This window comes from Micromonospora sp. CNZ303 (assembly GCF_004345505.1).
In genome coordinates, this window is the sequence record NZ_SLVT01000007.1 from 41411 (window position 1) to 58929 (window position 17519).

Annotated in this window: 15 protein-coding genes; 9 read left to right on the plus strand and 6 right to left on the minus strand. The window is 74.0% G+C overall.

Going from position 1 to position 17519, the window contains the following annotated elements; all coding sequences use genetic code 11:
- Nucleotides 1-97: 97 nt before the first annotated feature.
- Nucleotides 98-2053 (plus strand): hypothetical protein, encoded by a 1956-nt coding sequence (locus EV374_RS13330; RefSeq protein ID WP_165947777.1) that lies wholly within the window; start codon nt 98-100, stop codon nt 2051-2053.
- 137 nt (nt 2054-2190) lie between these two features.
- Here EV374_RS13330 and EV374_RS13335 read toward each other — a convergent pair whose 3' ends face one another.
- From EV374_RS13335 to purS, 4 genes are all read right to left on the minus strand, one after another.
- Entirely contained in the window at nt 2191-2946 is a 756-nt protein-coding gene (locus EV374_RS13335; RefSeq protein WP_132235150.1) for a 2-phosphosulfolactate phosphatase, read from the minus strand.
- 4 nt (nt 2947-2950) lie between these two features.
- Nucleotides 2951-5695, minus strand: a complete 2745-nt coding sequence (purL, locus tag EV374_RS13340; protein WP_486485737.1) for a phosphoribosylformylglycinamidine synthase subunit PurL — start codon at nt 5693-5695, stop codon at nt 2951-2953.
- Nucleotides 5696-5762: 67 nt separating this feature from the next.
- Nucleotides 5763-6446 carry a phosphoribosylformylglycinamidine synthase subunit PurQ gene (gene purQ / locus EV374_RS13345; protein ID WP_132235152.1) on the minus strand — a complete coding sequence of 228 codons (684 nt, stop codon included), beginning with the start codon at nt 6444-6446 and terminating at the stop codon, nt 5763-5765.
- Entirely contained in the window at nt 6443-6706 is a 264-nt protein-coding gene (gene purS, locus EV374_RS13350) for a phosphoribosylformylglycinamidine synthase subunit PurS (RefSeq protein ID WP_121397234.1), read from the minus strand. The genes purQ and purS overlap by 4 nt, the downstream gene beginning before the upstream one ends.
- 402 nt (nt 6707-7108) lie before the next feature.
- Here purS and EV374_RS13355 point away from each other — a divergent pair, with 402 nt between their 5' ends.
- Complete coding sequence (locus tag EV374_RS13355) at nt 7109-7792, plus strand: S1 family peptidase (RefSeq protein ID WP_132235154.1); 684 nt, start codon at nt 7109-7111, stop codon at nt 7790-7792.
- Nucleotides 7793-7816: 24 nt separating this feature from the next.
- Nucleotides 7817-8383 (plus strand): YbjQ family protein, encoded by a 567-nt coding sequence (locus EV374_RS13360; protein WP_132235156.1) that lies wholly within the window; start codon nt 7817-7819, stop codon nt 8381-8383.
- A gap of 160 nt (nt 8384-8543) precedes the next feature.
- Here the strand turns inward: EV374_RS13360 and purB are convergent, their stop codons facing one another.
- A complete protein-coding gene (gene purB, locus EV374_RS13365; protein ID WP_132235158.1) occupies nt 8544-9968 on the minus strand; it encodes an adenylosuccinate lyase in 1425 nt (474 codons plus the stop codon).
- Nucleotides 9969-10066: 98 nt separating this feature from the next.
- On the opposite strand from purB, the gene EV374_RS13370 reads away from it, so the two are divergent.
- Nucleotides 10067-10807 (plus strand): 3-oxoacyl-ACP reductase family protein, encoded by a 741-nt coding sequence (locus tag EV374_RS13370; protein WP_132235160.1) that lies wholly within the window; start codon nt 10067-10069, stop codon nt 10805-10807.
- A 68-nt stretch (nt 10808-10875) separates the two neighbouring features.
- On the opposite strand, the gene EV374_RS13375 is transcribed toward EV374_RS13370, so the two are convergent.
- On the minus strand, nt 10876-12168 hold the full coding sequence (locus EV374_RS13375; protein WP_132235162.1) for an acetyl-CoA C-acetyltransferase: 1293 nt from the start codon (nt 12166-12168) through the stop codon (nt 10876-10878).
- A 55-nt stretch (nt 12169-12223) separates the two neighbouring features.
- On the opposite strand from EV374_RS13375, the gene EV374_RS13380 reads away from it, so the two are divergent.
- The 5 genes from EV374_RS13380 to EV374_RS13400 all read left to right on the plus strand — a co-directional run bounded on the left by EV374_RS13380 (nt 12224) and on the right by EV374_RS13400 (nt 17456).
- Nucleotides 12224-13579 carry a 3-oxoacyl-ACP reductase gene (locus EV374_RS13380; protein ID WP_132235164.1) on the plus strand — a complete coding sequence of 452 codons (1356 nt, stop codon included), beginning with the start codon at nt 12224-12226 and terminating at the stop codon, nt 13577-13579.
- Between the two features lie 245 nt (nt 13580-13824).
- Entirely contained in the window at nt 13825-14649 is an 825-nt protein-coding gene (locus EV374_RS13385; RefSeq protein WP_486485751.1) for a MaoC/PaaZ C-terminal domain-containing protein, read from the plus strand.
- Nucleotides 14650-14763: 114 nt separating this feature from the next.
- Nucleotides 14764-15519 carry an NUDIX hydrolase gene (locus EV374_RS13390; RefSeq protein ID WP_132235168.1) on the plus strand — a complete coding sequence of 252 codons (756 nt, stop codon included), beginning with the start codon at nt 14764-14766 and terminating at the stop codon, nt 15517-15519.
- Nucleotides 15516-16487 carry a serine/threonine protein kinase gene (locus tag EV374_RS13395; RefSeq protein ID WP_132235170.1) on the plus strand — a complete coding sequence of 324 codons (972 nt, stop codon included), beginning with the start codon at nt 15516-15518 and terminating at the stop codon, nt 16485-16487. Before EV374_RS13390 ends, EV374_RS13395 begins: the two co-directional genes overlap by 4 nt.
- A gap of 9 nt (nt 16488-16496) precedes the next feature.
- Nucleotides 16497-17456, plus strand: a complete 960-nt coding sequence (locus tag EV374_RS13400; RefSeq protein WP_132235172.1) for a hypothetical protein — start codon at nt 16497-16499, stop codon at nt 17454-17456.
- Nucleotides 17457-17519: the final 63 nt, after the last annotated feature.

The window sequence follows — 17519 nt, forward strand, 5'->3', positions numbered from 1 at the left end:
CAGACAAGGCATAGTTGCCGACGGCGTATTCGTACCGTGATGATCCCCGGCCCGGCGCCCCGCCGCCGAGGGAAGTCAGTCCGGAAGGGCGGTGGACGTGTCAACACACCGACGTGCCTGGAAGCAGCGGGCCGGTGTGGTCGTGGCGCTGGTTGTCGGCGCTCTGCTCGCCGCCCCCGCCACACCAGCCCTGGCCGCGGACGTCACCGTGTCGCCCGGCTCGGTCACCGTCAACGCCGGCAGCGACGCCGCCGTCACCGTGCAGGTGACCCCCCGCGAAGGCGACGAGAAGGTCCAGATCAGCCTCGCCGGCCTGCCGAGCGGCGTGAGCTGCGCGGGCGGCTGCGGAGAGATCGACGTCAACAACGACCGGCCGAGGTCCCAGCTGCTGCGGATCAGGGCCAGCGACAACGCCGGCGACGCCAACGTCACCGTGACGGTGGCGGCCGAGGGCGACAAGTCCGGCGCCGGCACCGCCACCTTCCAGCTCGGCGTCAAGGGCCGGGCCCAGCCGTCCCAGCCGGCCCAGACGCAGACCGTCAAGGTGGTCTCCGGCAAGGTGGTCGCCCAGGCGAACGGCAAGGCCGTACCGAACGCCGTGGTCATGCTCCAGGACGGCGCCGGCAAGAAGATCGACACGATCAGCGACGACGACGGCAACTTCCGCTTCACCGGCAGCAGCGCGAAGCCGATCGCGCCCGGCCGGCTCGCCATCGGCGCCAGCGTCGGTGAGGTCTACGCCACCAAGAGCTTCGACGCGTCCGCCGGGCAGAGCATCACCGGCCAGCGCATCGCGCTGGCGATCAAGGTCGAGACGACCCCGAGCCCCACCCCGTCGGCCAGCGAGGAGCCCCTGCCCTCTGACGAGCCCGTCGAGGAGACGCCCGAGGAGAGCACCGAGGCGACCCCGGGCGCGGCGGCCAACGCCAGCAACGAGGACTCCGGCGGCATGGGCTCCTGGCTGATCATCCTGCTCGGCGGCCTGCTCGTCGCCGCCGGTGTCGGCACCATCGTGCTGCTCCTGATGCGGCGCAAGGACAACGGCGACGAGGCCGACGACGACGCCCCGGCGGGCGCCGCGGCCGGCGCGGTCCCGGCGGCCCGCGGGGCGTTCCGGGGCGCGGACGACCAGACCCGGGTGGTCAACCGGGTCGGCACCACGCCGGATCCGACGATGGTGGGCGGCGCCGCGCTCAGCGACGCCCCGACGATGATGCACCGCCCCGTGGTCGACGACGTGCCGCCGGACCCGTACGGCGCTCCCCCGCAGCCCTACGGCGCGGCGGGCAACCAGCAGGGCTGGGGCGGCAGCGGCTACGGCGACGAACCGGCCGGCGGGGGTGGCTACGGCGGTGCCGGCTACGGCAACGCCCCCGCCTCCGGCGGCGGCTACGGCAGCGGCGGCTACGGCAACGCGCCTTCGTCCGGGAGCGGCTACGGCAACGCTCCCGCCTCGGGCGGCGGCTACGGCGGCAACGACTACGGCGCTCCGGCAGGTGCGGCCGGCACGGCGGGTGCCGCGGGCTACCCGCCGGCGGGCGGTGGCCGGGGTCACGGCGAGCGGTACGACGAGCCGACCGGCCGCTACACCGGCGACGCCACCCAGTACCCGGCCCCGGCCGACCCGTACGCCACCGGCGTCTACCAGCCGGAGCAGGGTCAGGGCTACGGCCAGCCCGACCCGGGCGCGTACGGCCGGGGTGGCGAGTCGACCGGCGGTTACGACCAGCCGGGCGGCGGCTACGAGCGGGGCGGCTACGGCCAGTCCGGCGGCTACGGCGGTCAGGAGCCCACCGCGCCACGCGGCGGCTACGGCCAGCCGGGCGGCTACGACCAGCCCACCTCGTACGACAACCAGGGCGGCTACGGCCAGGGTGGCTACGGCCAGGAGCCCCCGCAGCAGCGCGGCGGCTACGAGGACCGCGACGGCTACGGCCAGGGTGGCTACGGCCAGCCGGGCGGCTACGACGACCCGCAGACCGGTCGCGGTCGCCCAGACGGCCCACCGCAGCAGGACCGGGGTGGCCGCCGGCTGGACTGGCTGGACGACTGACCGCTCGGGGCCGGCCCCCGACGACAGCACCACGGCGAGGGCCGTCCGGATCTCCGGGCGGCCCTCACCGCGTTCCGGCCCTCGCCGCCGTTCCGGCCCGCCCCGACACCCGGTCGGATCGAGCGGTCGCGGGGAGGTCAGGCGGCGGAGAAGACGCCCTGCCGCAGCACCGGGACCACGTCCGAGACGCCGACCCGGACGGCGACCTCCACGTCCCCGGCGAAGCCGCCCTCGATGAGCTCGCGGCCGGACACGCTGCCGCAGACCGCGGCGGGCACGTCGGGGGTGCTGGCGAGCGCGGCGAGGGCCATGGCCGCCTCCACGGAGAGGCCGCCGGGCACACCCGACAGGGCGTCCAGCACGCAGGCCGCCCCGAGCTGGTCCTCCACGCAGGGGCGCAGGGAGCCGTCCGGCCAGCGCTCGCCCGAGGCGATCACGCCGATCGGCGCGTCCGTCGAGCCGTACCCCTGCTGGTCGAGCCAACGGCCGACGGCTTGCGCGTTGCGCAGGCAGGCCGCGACCACCGGTAGTCCGGTGGCGCTGGCCGCCGCGCTGATCGCCGACCCGTTCGGCGACGGCAGCACCAGGTCGGCGACGACCGGCGCGGTGGTCAACGCCGCCGACGAGAGCGACCACGGATGTTCCGGGGTCGTCTGCCGGCGGCCCACCGCCGCGACCGCGCCGACCCGCCGCGCGTAGTCGGCGGCCTGCTCGCCCCACGGGAACGGGTGCACCCGCATGCCGCGTCCGACCGCGACGTCCACGGCGGTGGTGAACGACAGCACGTCCACCACCACCAGCACCGCGCACACCCGGCCCAGCTCGGCCGCCCCCGTCAACCCCCAGTCGAAGCGGGCGCCTGAACCGGGTTGGACGTGGACGGCCGCGGCCACCGCCTCAGCGCTGACCGGGCTCGGTGTCGCCGGGCTCGGGAGCCGACGCTCCGCCGACCTCGGCCGGCCGGTCGGCGGCCTCGGCCGCCGGCTGCTCCGGGCCGGGCGCGACGGCCGCCGGGGCTGCCGGCTCGGCCGGGGTCACCGGCTCGACGGCACCGGTCGACGGGACCGGCCCGGCCGACGCGATCGGCTCGCTCACGACGGCCGACGGGTCCACCGGCTCCACGCCGGCCGATTCGGCGACGGGCAGCGGCACGGCCTCGACGGCACCCGCCACACCGGTGGCCGGCGCGGGCACCTCGACGACCCCCGCGCCCCCGAAGAGGCGCGGCAGCGTCTCGCTGTGCGCGGCGCGCAGCTCGTCCAGGCCGATGCGGAACTGGCCGTGCACCTCCAGCGCGCCGCCGGTCGGGTCGGTGACGCCGATCAGCTCGAACGGCACGCCGCGCTCGGCGCAGAGGGCGGTGAACGCCTTCTCGTGGCCGCGCGGCACCGACACCAGGGCCCGGCCCGCGGACTCGCTGAACAGGTAGACGAACGGCATCGAGCCGCCGTCGAACCGCTCCGGCACGGCGATCCGGGCGCCGACGCCGCGCCGCAGGCAGGACTCCACCAGGCTCTGCGCGAGGCCGCCGTCGGAGAGGTCGTGCGCGGCGCTCAGGTGCCCGACCCGCGCGGCCTCCGCCAGCAGGTCAGCCAGGAGCCGCTCGCGGGCCAGGTCGACCTGCGGGGGTACGCCGCCGAGGTGCTCGTGGGTGACCCAGGCCCACTCCGAGCCGGAGAGCTCCACGTGCGTCTCGCCGAGCAGGAAGATCTGGTCGTGATCGCCGCCGGGCCGGGGCACGAAGCCCATCGGCACCCGGTCGGCCACGTCGTCGAGCACGCCGAGCACACCGACCACCGGGGTCGGGTGGATCGGCGCCGCGCCGGTCTGGTTGTAGAAGCTGACGTTGCCGCCGGTGACCGGGATGCCCAGCTCGGCGCAGCCGTCGGCGAGGCCGCGGACGGCCTCGGCGAACTGCCACATCACGCCCGGGTCCTCCGGCGAGCCGAAGTTGAGGCAGTTGGTGACGGCGATCGGCTTCGCGCCGGTGACGGCCACGTTCCGGTACGCCTCCGCCAGCGCGAGCTTCGTGCCGTGGTACGGGTCGAGCCGCGCGTACCGGCCGTTGCCGTCCACCGACAGCGCCACGCCCAGCCCGGTCCGCTCGTCGATCCGGATCACGCCGGAGTCCTCCGGCTGGGCGAGCACGGTGTTGCCCAGCACGTAGCGGTCGTACTGCTCGGTGACCCAGGTCTTGTCCGCCAGGTTGGGCGACGCGATCATGCGCAGCACGGTCTCACGCAGCGCGTCCGGGTCGGCCGGCCGGGGCAGCGTCTCGGCGCGGTCGGCCTGGAGCAGGATCAGGTCGGCCGGCTCGCGCATCGGGCGGGCGTAGACCGGACCGTCGTCGACCAGCGAGCCCGGCGGCACGTCCACCACGAGCTGGTCGTGCCAGGTGATCAGCAGCCGGCCCGGCTGGCCGTCCGGCGCCGGCGGGGTGACCTCGCCGATGGCGGTGGCCCAGACGCCCCACTTCTCGGCGGTCTTGAGCACCGCTTCGAGCTTCTCCGGCTCGACGACCAGCAGCATCCGCTCCTGGGACTCGCTGGCCAGGATCTCGTGCGGCTCCATCGAGGCCTCGCGCAGCGGCACGCGCTCCAGCCAGACCCGCATGCCGGTGCCGGCCGCCGCGGCGGTCTCGGTCAGCGCGCAGGTCAGGCCGGCGCCGCCGAGGTCCTGGATGCCGACGACCAGCCGGGCGTCGTAGAGCTCCAGGCACGCCTCGATGAGCAGCTTCTCCATGAACGGGTCGCCGACCTGCACCGACGGGCGGCGCTTCTCGCTGCCCTCGTCGAAGGTGGCGCTGGCCAGCACCGACACGCCGCCGATGCCGTCCCGGCCGGTCCTGGCGCCCATCAGCACGACGACGTTGCCCGGGCCGGCGGCGGCCTTGTTCTGCAGCCGGTCGACCGGCAGCACGCCGAGGCAGAGCGCGTTGACCAGCGGGTTGCCCTGGTAGCAGGGGTCGAAGACGACCTCGCCGCCGATGTTCGGCAGACCCAGGCAGTTGCCGTAGCCACCCACGCCGGCGACCACGCCGGGCAGCACCCGGGCGGTGTCGGGGTGGTCGGCGGCGCCGAAGCGCAGCGGGTCCATCACCGCGACCGGGCGGGCGCCCATGGCGAGGATGTCCCGCACGATGCCGCCGACGCCGGTGGCCGCGCCCTGGTAGGGCTCGACGAAACTCGGGTGGTTGTGCGACTCGACCTTGAAGGTCACCGCCAGCTCGTCGGAGACCTGCACGACGCCGGCGTTCTCGCCGATGCCGGCGAGCAGCCGGTCGCTCGGCGGGGCCTTCTCGCCGAACTGCCGCAGGTGCACCTTGCTCGACTTGTAGGAGCAGTGCTCGCTCCACATGATCGAGTACATCGCCAGCTCGGCCTGGGTGGGCCGCCGGTCGAGGATGTGCCGGATCCGCTCGTACTCGTCGTCGCGGAGCCCCAGCTCGGCGTACGGCTGGAGCTCACCGGGGGTGTCCCCGGCGCGCGGCACGGTGTCCAGTCCGTCGGCCCAGTCGGCGGTCGCCGGCCCTGGACGCCCGGCCGGCGGCACGACGCCGGCCGGACGCGGCTCCACCGGCTGCGCCGGGCCGGCCGGGAAGGCCTCCGGGTTATCCCGTACCTCGTCCGGATGGGTGGTCATGACCTCTCCTCGCTGCGCTCGCGTCCGCCCGACGGGCGGGTGAGCCGACCGTTGATGCCGCGCACGGTCACGCCGGCGTCCCCACCAGGTGCTTGAGCACCGAGGTGAAGAAGCCGAGACCGTCCAGGGAGGGGCCCGTGAGCGCCTCCACCGCGTGCTCGGGATGCGGCATGATGCCGACCACGTTGCCGGCGGGGTTCGTGATCGCGGCGATGTCGCGCTGCGACCCGTTGGGGTTGCCGCCGACGTAGCGGGCGACCACCCGGCCCTCGGCTTCGAGCTGGTCCAGCGTCGCGGTGTCGGCGACGTAGCAGCCCTCGCCGTTCTTGACCGGGATCAGCACCTCCTGGCCGGGCTGGAACGCGTTGGTCCACGCGGTGCCGGCCGACTCGACGCGCAGGACCTGGTCGCGGTTGCGGAAGTGCAGGTGCTGGTTGCGGGTGAGCGCGCCGGGCAGCAGGTGGGCCTCGCAGAGGATCTGGAAGCCGTTGCAGATGCCGAGCACGGGCAGGCCGCCCCGGGCCGCGTCCACGATCGTCCCCATCACCGGGGCGAACCGGGCGATGGCGCCGCAGCGCAGGTAGTCGCCGTAGGAGAAGCCGCCGGGCAGGACGACGGCGTCCACCCCGTGCAGCTGCGGGTCGCCGTGCCAGAGGCGGACCGGTTCGGCGCCCGCGATCCGGACGGCCCGGGCCGCGTCCCCGTCGTCGAGCGAGCCGGGGAAGGTGACCACACCCACCCGGGCGGTCACGAGCGTGCGTCCACGGTCTCGTCGGCCTCGGCCACGCGGACCGTGAAGTCCTCGATGACCGGGTTGGCGAGCAGCTTGTCGGCGATCTCCCGGGCCCGGTCCAGGTCCGGTTCACCGGTGAATTCGATCTCGATCCGCCTGCCGATCCGAACCGAGGCGACGTCGCTGACGCCGAGCCGGGGCAGCGCGTTTGCGACGGCCTGGCCCTGGGGATCGAGGATCTCGGGCTTGAGCATGACGTCGACGACGACGCGAGGCACTGGGCACTCCTGACTGTGTACGCAGTTGGGTGCCTACCCACAACGGGCGAGCGCAGCCAGCCTACCTGGCAGATACCGCCCCGGACGCACCGGCCGGACGCAGTTCAGGCGGTGATCGACATTCCCGGCGCGGGGCCCGGGGACCGATGCGGGTTCGTTGCGATCCCGATGCCCATCCGTTGCCGACCGACCCGTTTCGCCCCACTCCGCCGGATCGCCGGAGGGCCGCCCGCCGCCCCGCCCGGCCATACCGTCTCATCCATCATTTCCGATGGATCTCTTGTGAACGACATCTCAGGGGCCCTACCGTACATCGTCGTACGTCGATCGACCGTCGGGCCACCCGCCCGCCGGCCGACAGCTCGACCCGGTGAACCCGGGCCCCACCCCGAAGGAGCCCCCATGCGCATCCGATCCATGGTCGCGGTGCTGGCCACCGCAGCAGCCGGCCTGCTCGGCGCCAGCTCCGGCGCCCTCGCCGCCCCGGCCGGCCCCCAGCCGATCATCGGCGGCAGCACCGTCTCGTCGGCCCCGTGGGCCGCCGCCGTGCTCAGCAACGGCTCGTTCACCTGCTCCGGCACCATCATCGCGCCGCAGTGGGTGCTCACCGCCCGGCACTGCGTGAACGGCACGATGTCCGTCCGGGTGGGCAGCGTCAACCGCACCTCCGGCGGCCAGACCCGCACCGTCAGCGCCAGCTACAGCCGGTACGACCTGGCCCTGCTGCGCCTGTCCAGCTCGGTGAGCACCTCGTACGTCACGCTCGCCAACAGCAACCCGCCGCTCAACTCGACCAACTCGATCTACGGCTGGGGCATGACCTGCTACAGCGGCTGCTCCGCGTCGACCCAGCTGAAGACCGCGTCGGTCCGGGTGACCAGCAACAGCGCCACCGACGCGTACGGCGGCCAGGCGATCCGCAGCACCCGGATCAACGGCAACGCCTGGCGGGGCGACTCGGGCGGCCCGCAGTTCTACAACGGCGCGCAGGTGGGCGTCGCCTCCACCGCCGACGGCCAGAGCATCCAGAACTACGGCAGCGTCGCGTACAACCGGGCCTGGATCACCCAGACTGCCGGTGTCTGACGGTTAGCACCGCGCCGGGCGCGGATGGTCGGCAGCGTGCCGGCCGTCCGCGCCGCGCCGTTTTGCAGCATCCGATCAGGTGAACACGGCTCACGATCGGGTGCGCGCAACCCTGCGACCATCGGAAACGTGCTGGTCGTGACGACGGAGCAACTACCCGGGTACGAGATCCGCCAGATCCTCGGCGAAGTGGTGTCCTCGATGGCCAGGACGCGGAACCCGTACCGCGAGGGGGTCAAGAACCTGCGCGGTGGCGCGTACGACCCGATGGCCCCGGACAACCTGACCCGGTGGCGTACGGACTCGGTGGCCCGGCTCGGCGAGGAGGCCCGCCGCATCGGCGCGAACGCCGTGGTGGGGATGCGCTTCGACAGCCGCGACTGCGGCGAGATGTGGATGGAGATCTGCGCGTACGGCACGGCCGTGGTCGTGGCGCCCAAGATGCCCGACGTCATGCCACCCGACCAGCCGCTGGTCGCCGCGGAGACCGCGCACGACCCCGCCTTCGCCGAGTCCCCGGGCGGCATCGCCGAACCGGCGAGCGCCCCCAACCTCCGCTCCGCAGCGGAAACCCCGACCCGAGACTCCTGACCACCACCCCACCACCCACCCCACCCCCTCCGGGCGCTCCGGGGCGCGCCGCCCGACACGGTTGATCATGAAGTTGTTGCCGGTTTCATCGGCGTGTCGCGACAACAACTTCATGATCAACGGCTCGGGAGGGGCGCGCGGCGGCCCGGGTGGGTGGGGGTTAGAGGATGGGGGGTGGGGTGTAGGTGGCGGCCTGGGGGTGGGCGTCCACGACCGTGGCTATGCGGCGGGCGACCGCCGCCACCTGGGCCGGGGCGGCGCCGACGAAGGCGGAGCGGTCGGCGACGAGGGTGTCGATCTCGGCGCGGGTCAGGCCCAGGCGGCCGTCCTGCGCCAGGCGGTCGAAGAGGTCGTTCTCGGCGGCGCCCTTCTCGCGCATGGCCAGGGCCACCGCGACCGCGTGCTCCTTGATCGCCTCGTGGGCGACCTCGCGGCCGACGCCACGCCGGACCGCCGCCACCAGGATCTTCGTGGTGGCCAGGAACGGCAGGAAGCGCTCCAGCTCGCGGTTGACGACCGCCGGGTACGCGCCGAACTCGTCCAGCACGGTGAGGAAGGTCTGGAACAGCCCGTCGGCGGCGAAGAACGCGTCCGGCAGGGCGACCCGGCGGACCACCGAGCAGGAGACGTCCCCCTCGTTCCACTGGTCGCCGGCCAGCTCGCCGACCATCGACAGGTAGCCCCGGATGATCACCGCGAAGCCGTTGACCCGCTCGCTGGAGCGGGTGTTCATCTTGTGCGGCATCGCGCTGGAGCCCACCTGGCCCGGCTTGAAGCCCTCGGTGGCCAGCTCCTGGCCGACCATCAGCCGGATGGTGGTCGCCAGCGACGACGGGGCGGCGGCGATCTGGGCGAGCGCGGAGAGCACCGCCAGGTCGATCGAGCGCGGGTAGACCTGGCCGACGCTGTCGAGCACGCGGCTGAAGCCGAGGTGCCCGGCCACCCGGCGCTCCAGCTCGGCCACCTTGTCGGCGTCGCCGTCGAAGAGGTCGAGCTGGTCGGCGGCGGTGCCGACGGGGCCCTTGACGCCCCGCAGCGGGTACCAGTTGATCAGGTCGTCCAGCCGCTCGTACGCGATGAGCAGCTCCTCCGCGGCCGACGCGAAGCGCTTGCCCAGCGTGGTGGCCTGCGCCGCGACGTTGTGCGAGCGACCGGTCATGACCAGGTCGGAGTGCTCGACGGCGAGCCGGGACAGCCGGGCCAGGGTGGCGACCACCCGGTCCCGGATCAGCTCCAGCGAGCGGCGCACCTGGAGCTGCTCGACGTTCTCGGTGAGGTCACGGGAGGTCATCCCCTTGTGCACGTGCTCGTGCCCGGCGAGCGCGCTGAACTCCTCGATCCGGGCCTTCACGTCGTGCCGGGTGACCCGCTCCCGCTCGGCGATCGAGGCCAGGTCGACCTGGTCGAGCACCCCCTCGTACGCCTCGACCACGCCGTCGGGCACTGCGATGCCGAGGTCCCGCTGGGCCCGGAGCACGGCGAGCCAGAGCCGCCGCTCCATCCGGATCTTCTCCTCCGGCGACCAGAGGGCGACCAGTTCGGGCGAGGCGTACCGGTTGGCGAGCACGTTCGGGATCGTCGTCACGGCGCCCATTCTCCCGGACCCGCCCGCACCGCATCGTCAGGGTTGCTGGCTGGCTATGGTGATCGTCCTGCTGAGCCGATTGACGGGAATGAGGAAGAGTGTCCAGACTTACGGGCAAGGTCGCCCTGGTCACCGGCGGTAGCCGCGGTATCGGTGCCGCCGTCGTACGCCGGCTGGCCCAGGACGGAGCCCACGTCGCGTTCACCTACCGCAGCGCGGAGGAGAGCGCGAAGGCCGTCGTCGCCGACATCACGTCGTACGGCCGCACCGGCCTGGCCATCCGGGCCGACAGCGCCGAGGGTACGGCGGTCGTCGACGCGGTCGAGCGGACCGTCGCCGAGCTGGGGCGGCTGGACATCCTGGTCAACAACGCCGGGGTGTTCTCGGCCGGGCCGATCGATCGGGTCAGCCCCGAAGACCTCGACCGGGCCATCGCCGTCAACGTGCGCGGGGTGTTCCTGGCCACCCAGGCGGCGGTACGCCACCTGCGCGACGGCGGGCGGATCGTCAACGTCGGCAGCAGCTTCGCCAGCCGCGTACCGGCTCCCGGGGTCAGCGTCTACGCCATGACCAAGACCGCCGTCAACGGCCTGACCAGGGCACTCGCCCGCGAACTCGGCCCGCGCGGGATCACCGTCAACCTGGTCCTGCCCGGTTCCACCGACACCGACATGAACCGGGCGGACAGCGCCAGCGCGGACGCCCAGCGGTCACACATCGCCCTCGGCCGCTACGGCACGCCGGAGGACGTGGCGGCGACGGTCAGCCATCTGGTGGGCGAGGGCGGCCGGCACATCACCGGCGCGTCGATCGCCATCGACGGCGGCGCCACCGCCTGACCCGGCGGGCGGAAGCGCGGAGGCCGGGCAGGTCGCCCGGCTCAGCGTTTGCGGATCAGGTGCCCGGCTCAGCGCTCCAGGATCGCGGTCACGCCCTGGCCGCCCGCCGCGCAGATCGAGATCAGGCCCCGGCCGCCGCCCTTTTCCGCCAGCAGCTTCGCCAGGGTCGCCACGATCCGCCCGCCGGTGGCCGCGAACGGGTGCCCGGCCGCCAGCGACGAGCCGTTGACGTTCAGCTTCTCCCGGTCGACGGCGCCGAGCGGGGCGTCCAGGCCCAGCCGGTCCTTGCAGAACTCCGGGGACTCCCAGGCGGCGAGGGTCGCCAGCACCTGGGAGGCGAACGCCTCGTGGATCTCGTAGAAGTCGAAGTCCTGGAGCGTCAGCCCGGCCCGGGTCAGCATCCGGGGCACCGCGTACGCGGGGGCCATCAGCAGCCCCTCGTCGCCGTGCACGAAGTCGACGGCGGCGGTCTCCGACCAGGAGAACCACGCCAGCACGGGCAGGCTGTGCGCGCGGGCCCACTCCTCGCTGGCCAGCAGCACCGTCGAGGCGCCGTCGGTCAGCGGCGACGAGTTGCCGGCCGTCATGGTCGCCGCCTCGGCGTCGGGCCCCTTCGCGCCGAAGACGGGCTTCAGCAAGCCGAGCTTCTCCAGGCTGGTGTCGGGGCGCAGGTTCGCATCGCGGGTCAGCCCGAGGTAGGGCGTCAGCAGGTCGTCGAAGAACCCCCGGTCGTACGCGGCGGCGAGCCGCTGGTGCGAGCGCAGGGCCAGCTCGTCCTGGGCCTGCCGGTCGACCTGCCAGCGCAGCGCCGTGCGGGCGGCGTGCTCCCCCATCGACAGCCCGGTACGCGGCTCCGCGTTGCGCGGGATCTCCGGCTTGAACGGCTGGGTGGGGCGCAGCTTCGCGGCGATCTTCAGCCGCTCGCCGAGGGTGCGGGCGCTGTTGAGCCGGAGCAGCGTGCGGCGCATCTCCTCGTTGACGGCGAGCGGCGCGTCGGAGGTGGTGTCCACGCCGCCGGCGATGCCGACGTCGATCTGCCCGAGGGCGATCTTGTTGGCGACCAGGATGGCCGCCTCCAGCCCGGTGCCGCAGGCCTGCTGGATGTCGTACGCGGGGGTGTGCGGGTCGAGCTTCGAGCCGAGCACCACCTCGCGGGTCAGGTTGAAGTCCTTCGCGTGCTTGAGCACCGCGCCGGCCACCACCTCGCCGACGCGCTGGCCGGCCAGGCCGAACCGGGCGACGAGCCCGTCCAACGCGGCGCCCAGCATGTCGGCGTTCGACGCGCTGGCGTACCGCGAGTTGGACCGCGCGAAGGGGATGCGGTTGCCGCCGATGACCGCCACCCGCCGGATGCTCTGCACGATCCCGCCTCCTCGAAAGACTTGCCCTCAACCTACTCGCCAGTAGGCTACGCCTATGACCGACAGGTACGCGAGCTTCGTCCGATCGGGGGCCGGCCGCACGCTGGTCAAGCGCCTCGGGCTGCCCGACCCGCCGCGACTGCGCCGGCACACCCCCGGCGATCCCATCGTGCCCGGCCCCGTCCTGCTGGGCGCCGCGACCGGCGGCCGGCTCGCCGAGCCGGTCGGCAAGTTCCTGGCCGCCGCCGGGGTCGAGCTGCGCGATCCCGGCGCCGTGGAGTCCACCGAGCGCTTCGCCGCCCTGGTGTACGACGCCACCGGCATCACCGACTCCACCGAGCTGCGCCAGCTCTACGACTTCTTCCACCCGCGCGCCCGGTCGGTGCTGCCCAGCGGCCGGGTCGTCGTGCTCGGCACCCCGCCCGACGAGTGCGGCTCCCCCCGGGAGGCGACCGCCCAGCGGGCCCTGGAGGGGCTGACCCGCAGCATCGGCAAGGAGTTCGGCCGGGGCGTCACCGCCCAGCTCGTCCACGTGACGAAGGATCCGGACGCCGGCACCTGGACGAGCCTGGAGGCGACCCTGCGGTTCCTGCTCTCCGGCCGGTCCGCGTACGTCTCCGGGCAGGTGGTCCGGGTCGGTGCCGGCACGGCCGGGGCGCCGGCCGACTGGGACCGCCCGCTGGACGGGCAGGTCGTCCTGGTCACCGGGGCGGCCCGGGGCATCGGCGCGGCGCTGGCCCGGGTGCTGGCCCGCGACGGGGCCCGGGTGGTGGCGCTGGACATCCCGGCGGCCGGGGACGAGCTGGCGGCGGTCGCCAACGAGATCGGCGGCACCGCCGTCCAGCTCGACCTGACCGCCCCCGACGCCCCGCAGCGGCTCGCCGAGCACCTGGCCGAGCGGCACGGGCGGGTCGACGTGGTCGTGCACAACGCCGGGATCACCCGCGACAAGACCCTCGGCCGGATGGACGCCGACCGGTGGGACTCGGTGCTCGACGTCAACCTCTCCAGCCAGGAGCGGATCAACGACGTGCTGCTGGAGCGGGAGCTGATCCCGGCCGGCGGCCGGATCGTCTCGGTCTCCTCGATCGCCGGCATCGCCGGCAACCGGGGCCAGACCAACTACGCCACCAGCAAGGCGGGCGTGATCGGGCTCGTCGAGTCGCTCGCCCCGGCGCTGCGCGAACGGCAGATCAGCGTCAACGCGGTCGCCCCCGGTTTCATCGAGACCCGGCTGACCGCGCGCATCCCGCTGGTGATCCGCGAGGCGGGCCGGCGGATGAACAGCATGTCCCAGGGCGGGCTGCCGGTGGACGTCGCCGAGACCATCGGCTGGCTGGCGTGGCCGGCCTCCGGCGCGGTCAGCGGCAACGTCGTGCGGGTCTGCGGCCAGAGCCTGCTGGGGGCGTGATGGCGAGGAGAGGACAACCGGCGCCGGACCCGGACGACCTGTCGGTGCACGAGCTGATCGACGGCCCGACCGAGATCCTGTCGCAGGACACCCTGGACGCGATCCGCGGGCCGGCGGCGCCCGGCCACGACCTGAGCCTCGAAGAGACGCACGACCTCGCCGCCTCCGCCGCCGAGGCGACGCGGGACCTCTCGGGCGAGGGCCCGGCCGGGACGGGTGCCCGGGAGCGCGTCGAGCTGCCCCTGATGCCGGCGGCCGGGGCGCTCTACCGACGGGCGCTGCTCGGCGCGCTGCCCGGCCTCGACGGTGGGCGGCGGTCGGCGGGCGTCCCGGCGGTCGAGCTGGCCGTCGGCGGGATCGCCGTCGACCGGACGCACCTCGCCGACTACGACCGGGTCTGCGGTTTCCGGCTCACCGACCGGCTGCCCGCGACGTTCCCGCACGTCATGGGCTTCCCGCTGGCGCTGCGGCTGATGACCGCGCCGGAGTTCCCCATCCCGCTGACCGGCGTGGTGCACGTCGGCAACCGGATCACCGTGCACCGCCCGGTCACCGCCGACGAGACCCTCGACTTCCGCACGTACGCCGAGAACCTGCGCCCGCACGACCGGGGGCGGCAGGTCGACGTGGTGCTGGTCGGCTCGGTCGACGGGGCGGAGGTCTGGCGCGGCGTCTCGACGTACCTCGGCAGGGAGGGCAAGCGGGGCGGCGGCGGGCGGCGTGAGCAGGCCGGACGGCCCGCGACGCCGGCCGGCTCGGCCCGCTGGCGGGTCGATCCGCGCGTCGGTACGGACTACGCGCGGGTCTCCGGCGACCGCAACCCGATCCACACCTCCCGCCTCGGCGCGCGGCTGTTCGGCTTCCCCCGGCCCATCGCGCACGGGATGTGGAGCAAGGCCCGCTGCCTGGCCGCGCTGGAGAACCGGCTGCCGGACGCCTACACGGTCGAGGTGACCTTCAAGCTGCCCGTGCCGCTGCCGAGCACGGTGAGCTTCGGCCTGCTGCCGGACGGCGGGTTCGCCCTGCACGACTCGCGCGGCCGACCGCACCTGGCGGGCCTCGTGCGCTGAGGCGCCCCCGCCGAAGCTGGGTACGCCCCTGCCGGATCCCGTCCGGGACTTGGCAGGGGCGTTCTCGTGCGCTAAGTTCTTCTCAGATAGAGATGTTCTCAGAATGAGAGAGACATGGTTGACGAGCAGGACTTCCTGGCCGCGTACGACCCCGGGGCCTACCCGTCGGTCGCCGTGACCGTCGACGTGGTGGCGCTGACCATCCGGGACGGCGCGTTGCACCTGCTGCTGATCCGGCGCGGCCAGCCGCCCTTCGAGGGGCGGTGGGCGCTGCCCGGCGGCTTCGTCCGCCCCGACGAGGACCTCACCGCCGGCGCCCGGCGGGAGCTGACCGAGGAGACCGGGCTCGGCGGCGAGGGACTGCGCCGCGTACACCTGGAGCAGTTGGGCAGCTACGGCACCCCCGACCGCGACCCGCGTATGCGCGTCGTCTCGGTCGCCCACCTCGCGTTCGCCCCCGACCTGCCCGACCCGGCCGCCGGCACCGACGCCGACGAGGCCGGCTGGCTGCCGGTGACCGCGCTGGCCAACCGGCAGCTCGCCTTCGACCACGGCCGGATCATCGACGACGCGCTGGAGCGGGCCCGGTCCAAGCTGGAATACACCCCGCTCGCCACGCGCTTCCTCGCCGGCGAGTTCACGATCAGTGAGCTGCGCGCCGTCTACGAGACGGTCTGGGGCCACCCGCTGCACGCCGGCAACTTCCACCGCAAGGTGCTCTCGGTGCCGGGCTTCGTCGAGAGCACCGGCACCAGCACCGAGCGCGGCGGCGCCCGGGGCGGCCCCCGCGCCAAGCTCTACCGGGCCGGCGACGCCCGGCTGCTGCACCCGGCGCTGCTGCGCCCCGCCCGGGAGGAGACGGTCCGATGAGGACCGCCGACGCCATCCGCCTGGTCGCGGCGGCCCGCACCGACGCCGACCTGTTCGGCACGGACCAGCCGGCCCGGCGCTACCGCGAGCTGGTCGCGGCCCTGCACCCCGACCGCCTGCCGGCCGACCCGGCGGTACGCGCCGAGGCCACCGACGCGTTCGTCCAGGTCACCACCCGCTGGCGGGCCCGGCAGGTCACCGTCCTCGGCGACTACCGACTCGGCACGCCGGCCTACTCGGGCGACCTGGCCGACCTCTACGACGTCGGGGCCGACCGGCTGCTCAAGCTGCCCCGGCGACCCACCGACAACGACCTGATGGCCCGCGAGGCGCACGCCCTGCGCACCATCGCCGAGCGCGGCGACCCGCGCTACCTGCCGTACGTGCCCCGGCTGGTCGAGGACTTCCGGCACCTCGACGCCGCGACCGGCGCCGAACGGCGGATCAACGTGCTCGCCACCGCGCCCGGCCTGCACGACCTCGACGAGGTCCGGCGCGCGTACCCGGACGGGCTGGACGCCCGCGACGTGGCCTGGATGTGGCGCCGGCTGCTGGTGGCGCTCGGCCTGGCCCACCGGGCGGGCGTCGTGCACGGCGCGGTCCTGCCGCCGCACGTGCTGATCGAGCCGGACGCGCACGGCGTGGTGCTTGTCGACTGGTGCTTCTCCGCCCCCGTCGGCGGCACGATCCCCGCGCTGGTGCCCGGCTACGACGACTGGTACCCGCCCGAGGTCTACCGGAAGCAGCCCTGCGGGCCGGGCAGCGACATCATGATGGCCACCCGCTGCATGACCTGGCTGATGAACCGCCACGCGCCGCGCGAGCTGCTCACCTTCGCGCAGGGCTGCCGGCAGCGGTTCCTGCGCGACCGGCCCGACGACGCCTGGCGCCTGCTCGGCGAACTGGACGAGGTGCTGGACCGGCTCTACGGGCCACGCACCTTCCGACCCTTCACCCTCAACCCCTAAGGAGCTGTCATGGGCAGTGGAATGTGGTCCACCGACGTGTACGACGCCGCCGACCGCTACCGCCGGAAGACCGGCAAGAGCGCGTTCTCCTACAGCGACAGCGGGGCACGCAAGGTGCACCCCGCCCTCGACCCGCGCGACGCGACGCGCGAGAGCCGCGACTCCGACGAGCACCCCCGCTCGACGCCCATCGCGGTGCTCTTCGATGTCACCGGCTCGATGCGCAACGTGCCGCGCGTCCTGCAGACCAAGCTGCCGCAGCTGCTCGGGCTGCTGCAACGGCAGGGCTACGCCAGCGACCCGCAGATCATGTTCGGCGCGATCGGCGACGCCACCTGCGACCGGGTGCCGTTGCAGGTCGGCCAGTTCGAGTCGGACAACCGGATGGACGACGACCTCGGCCGGATCGTGCTGGAGGGCGGCGGCGGCGGGCAGATGACCGAGTCGTACGAGCTGGCCATGTACTTCATGGCCCGGCACACCGTGACCGACTCCTGGGAGAAGCGCGGCCGGCGCGGCTACCTGTTCATCATCGGCGACGAGCTGGCGTACCCGCAGGTGAAGGCCCGGGAGGTGGCCCGCCTGACCGGCGACGACCTGCGCGAGGACGTACCGCTGCGGCAGGTCGTCGACGAGGTGACGCGCCGCTGGGACACCTACTACCTGCTCCCCGCCGGCAGCCACTACGCCGGCAACGCCAAGGTGCTCGACTTCTGGCGGGACCTGCTCGGGCAGAACGCCGTCGTGCTGGACGACCTCGACGCGGTCTGCGAGACCATCGCGCTCACCATCGGCCTCGGCGAACAGGCCATCGACCTGGACGAGGGCCTGCGCGACCTGGACCGCGCCGGCTCGGGCGCCACCGGCACCGTCTCCAAGGCGCTGGCCCGCCTGCGCGGGGGGCGGCGTGCCGAGGTGTCGACGCTGCCCGCGTTCCGCGACACCGGCGGCGAGGTGACCCGGCTGTGAACCACGTGACGGCGGTCGGCGGCGGCTCCGGCCGCCGCTGCGGCAGCGGGCAGGGCTCCGGCG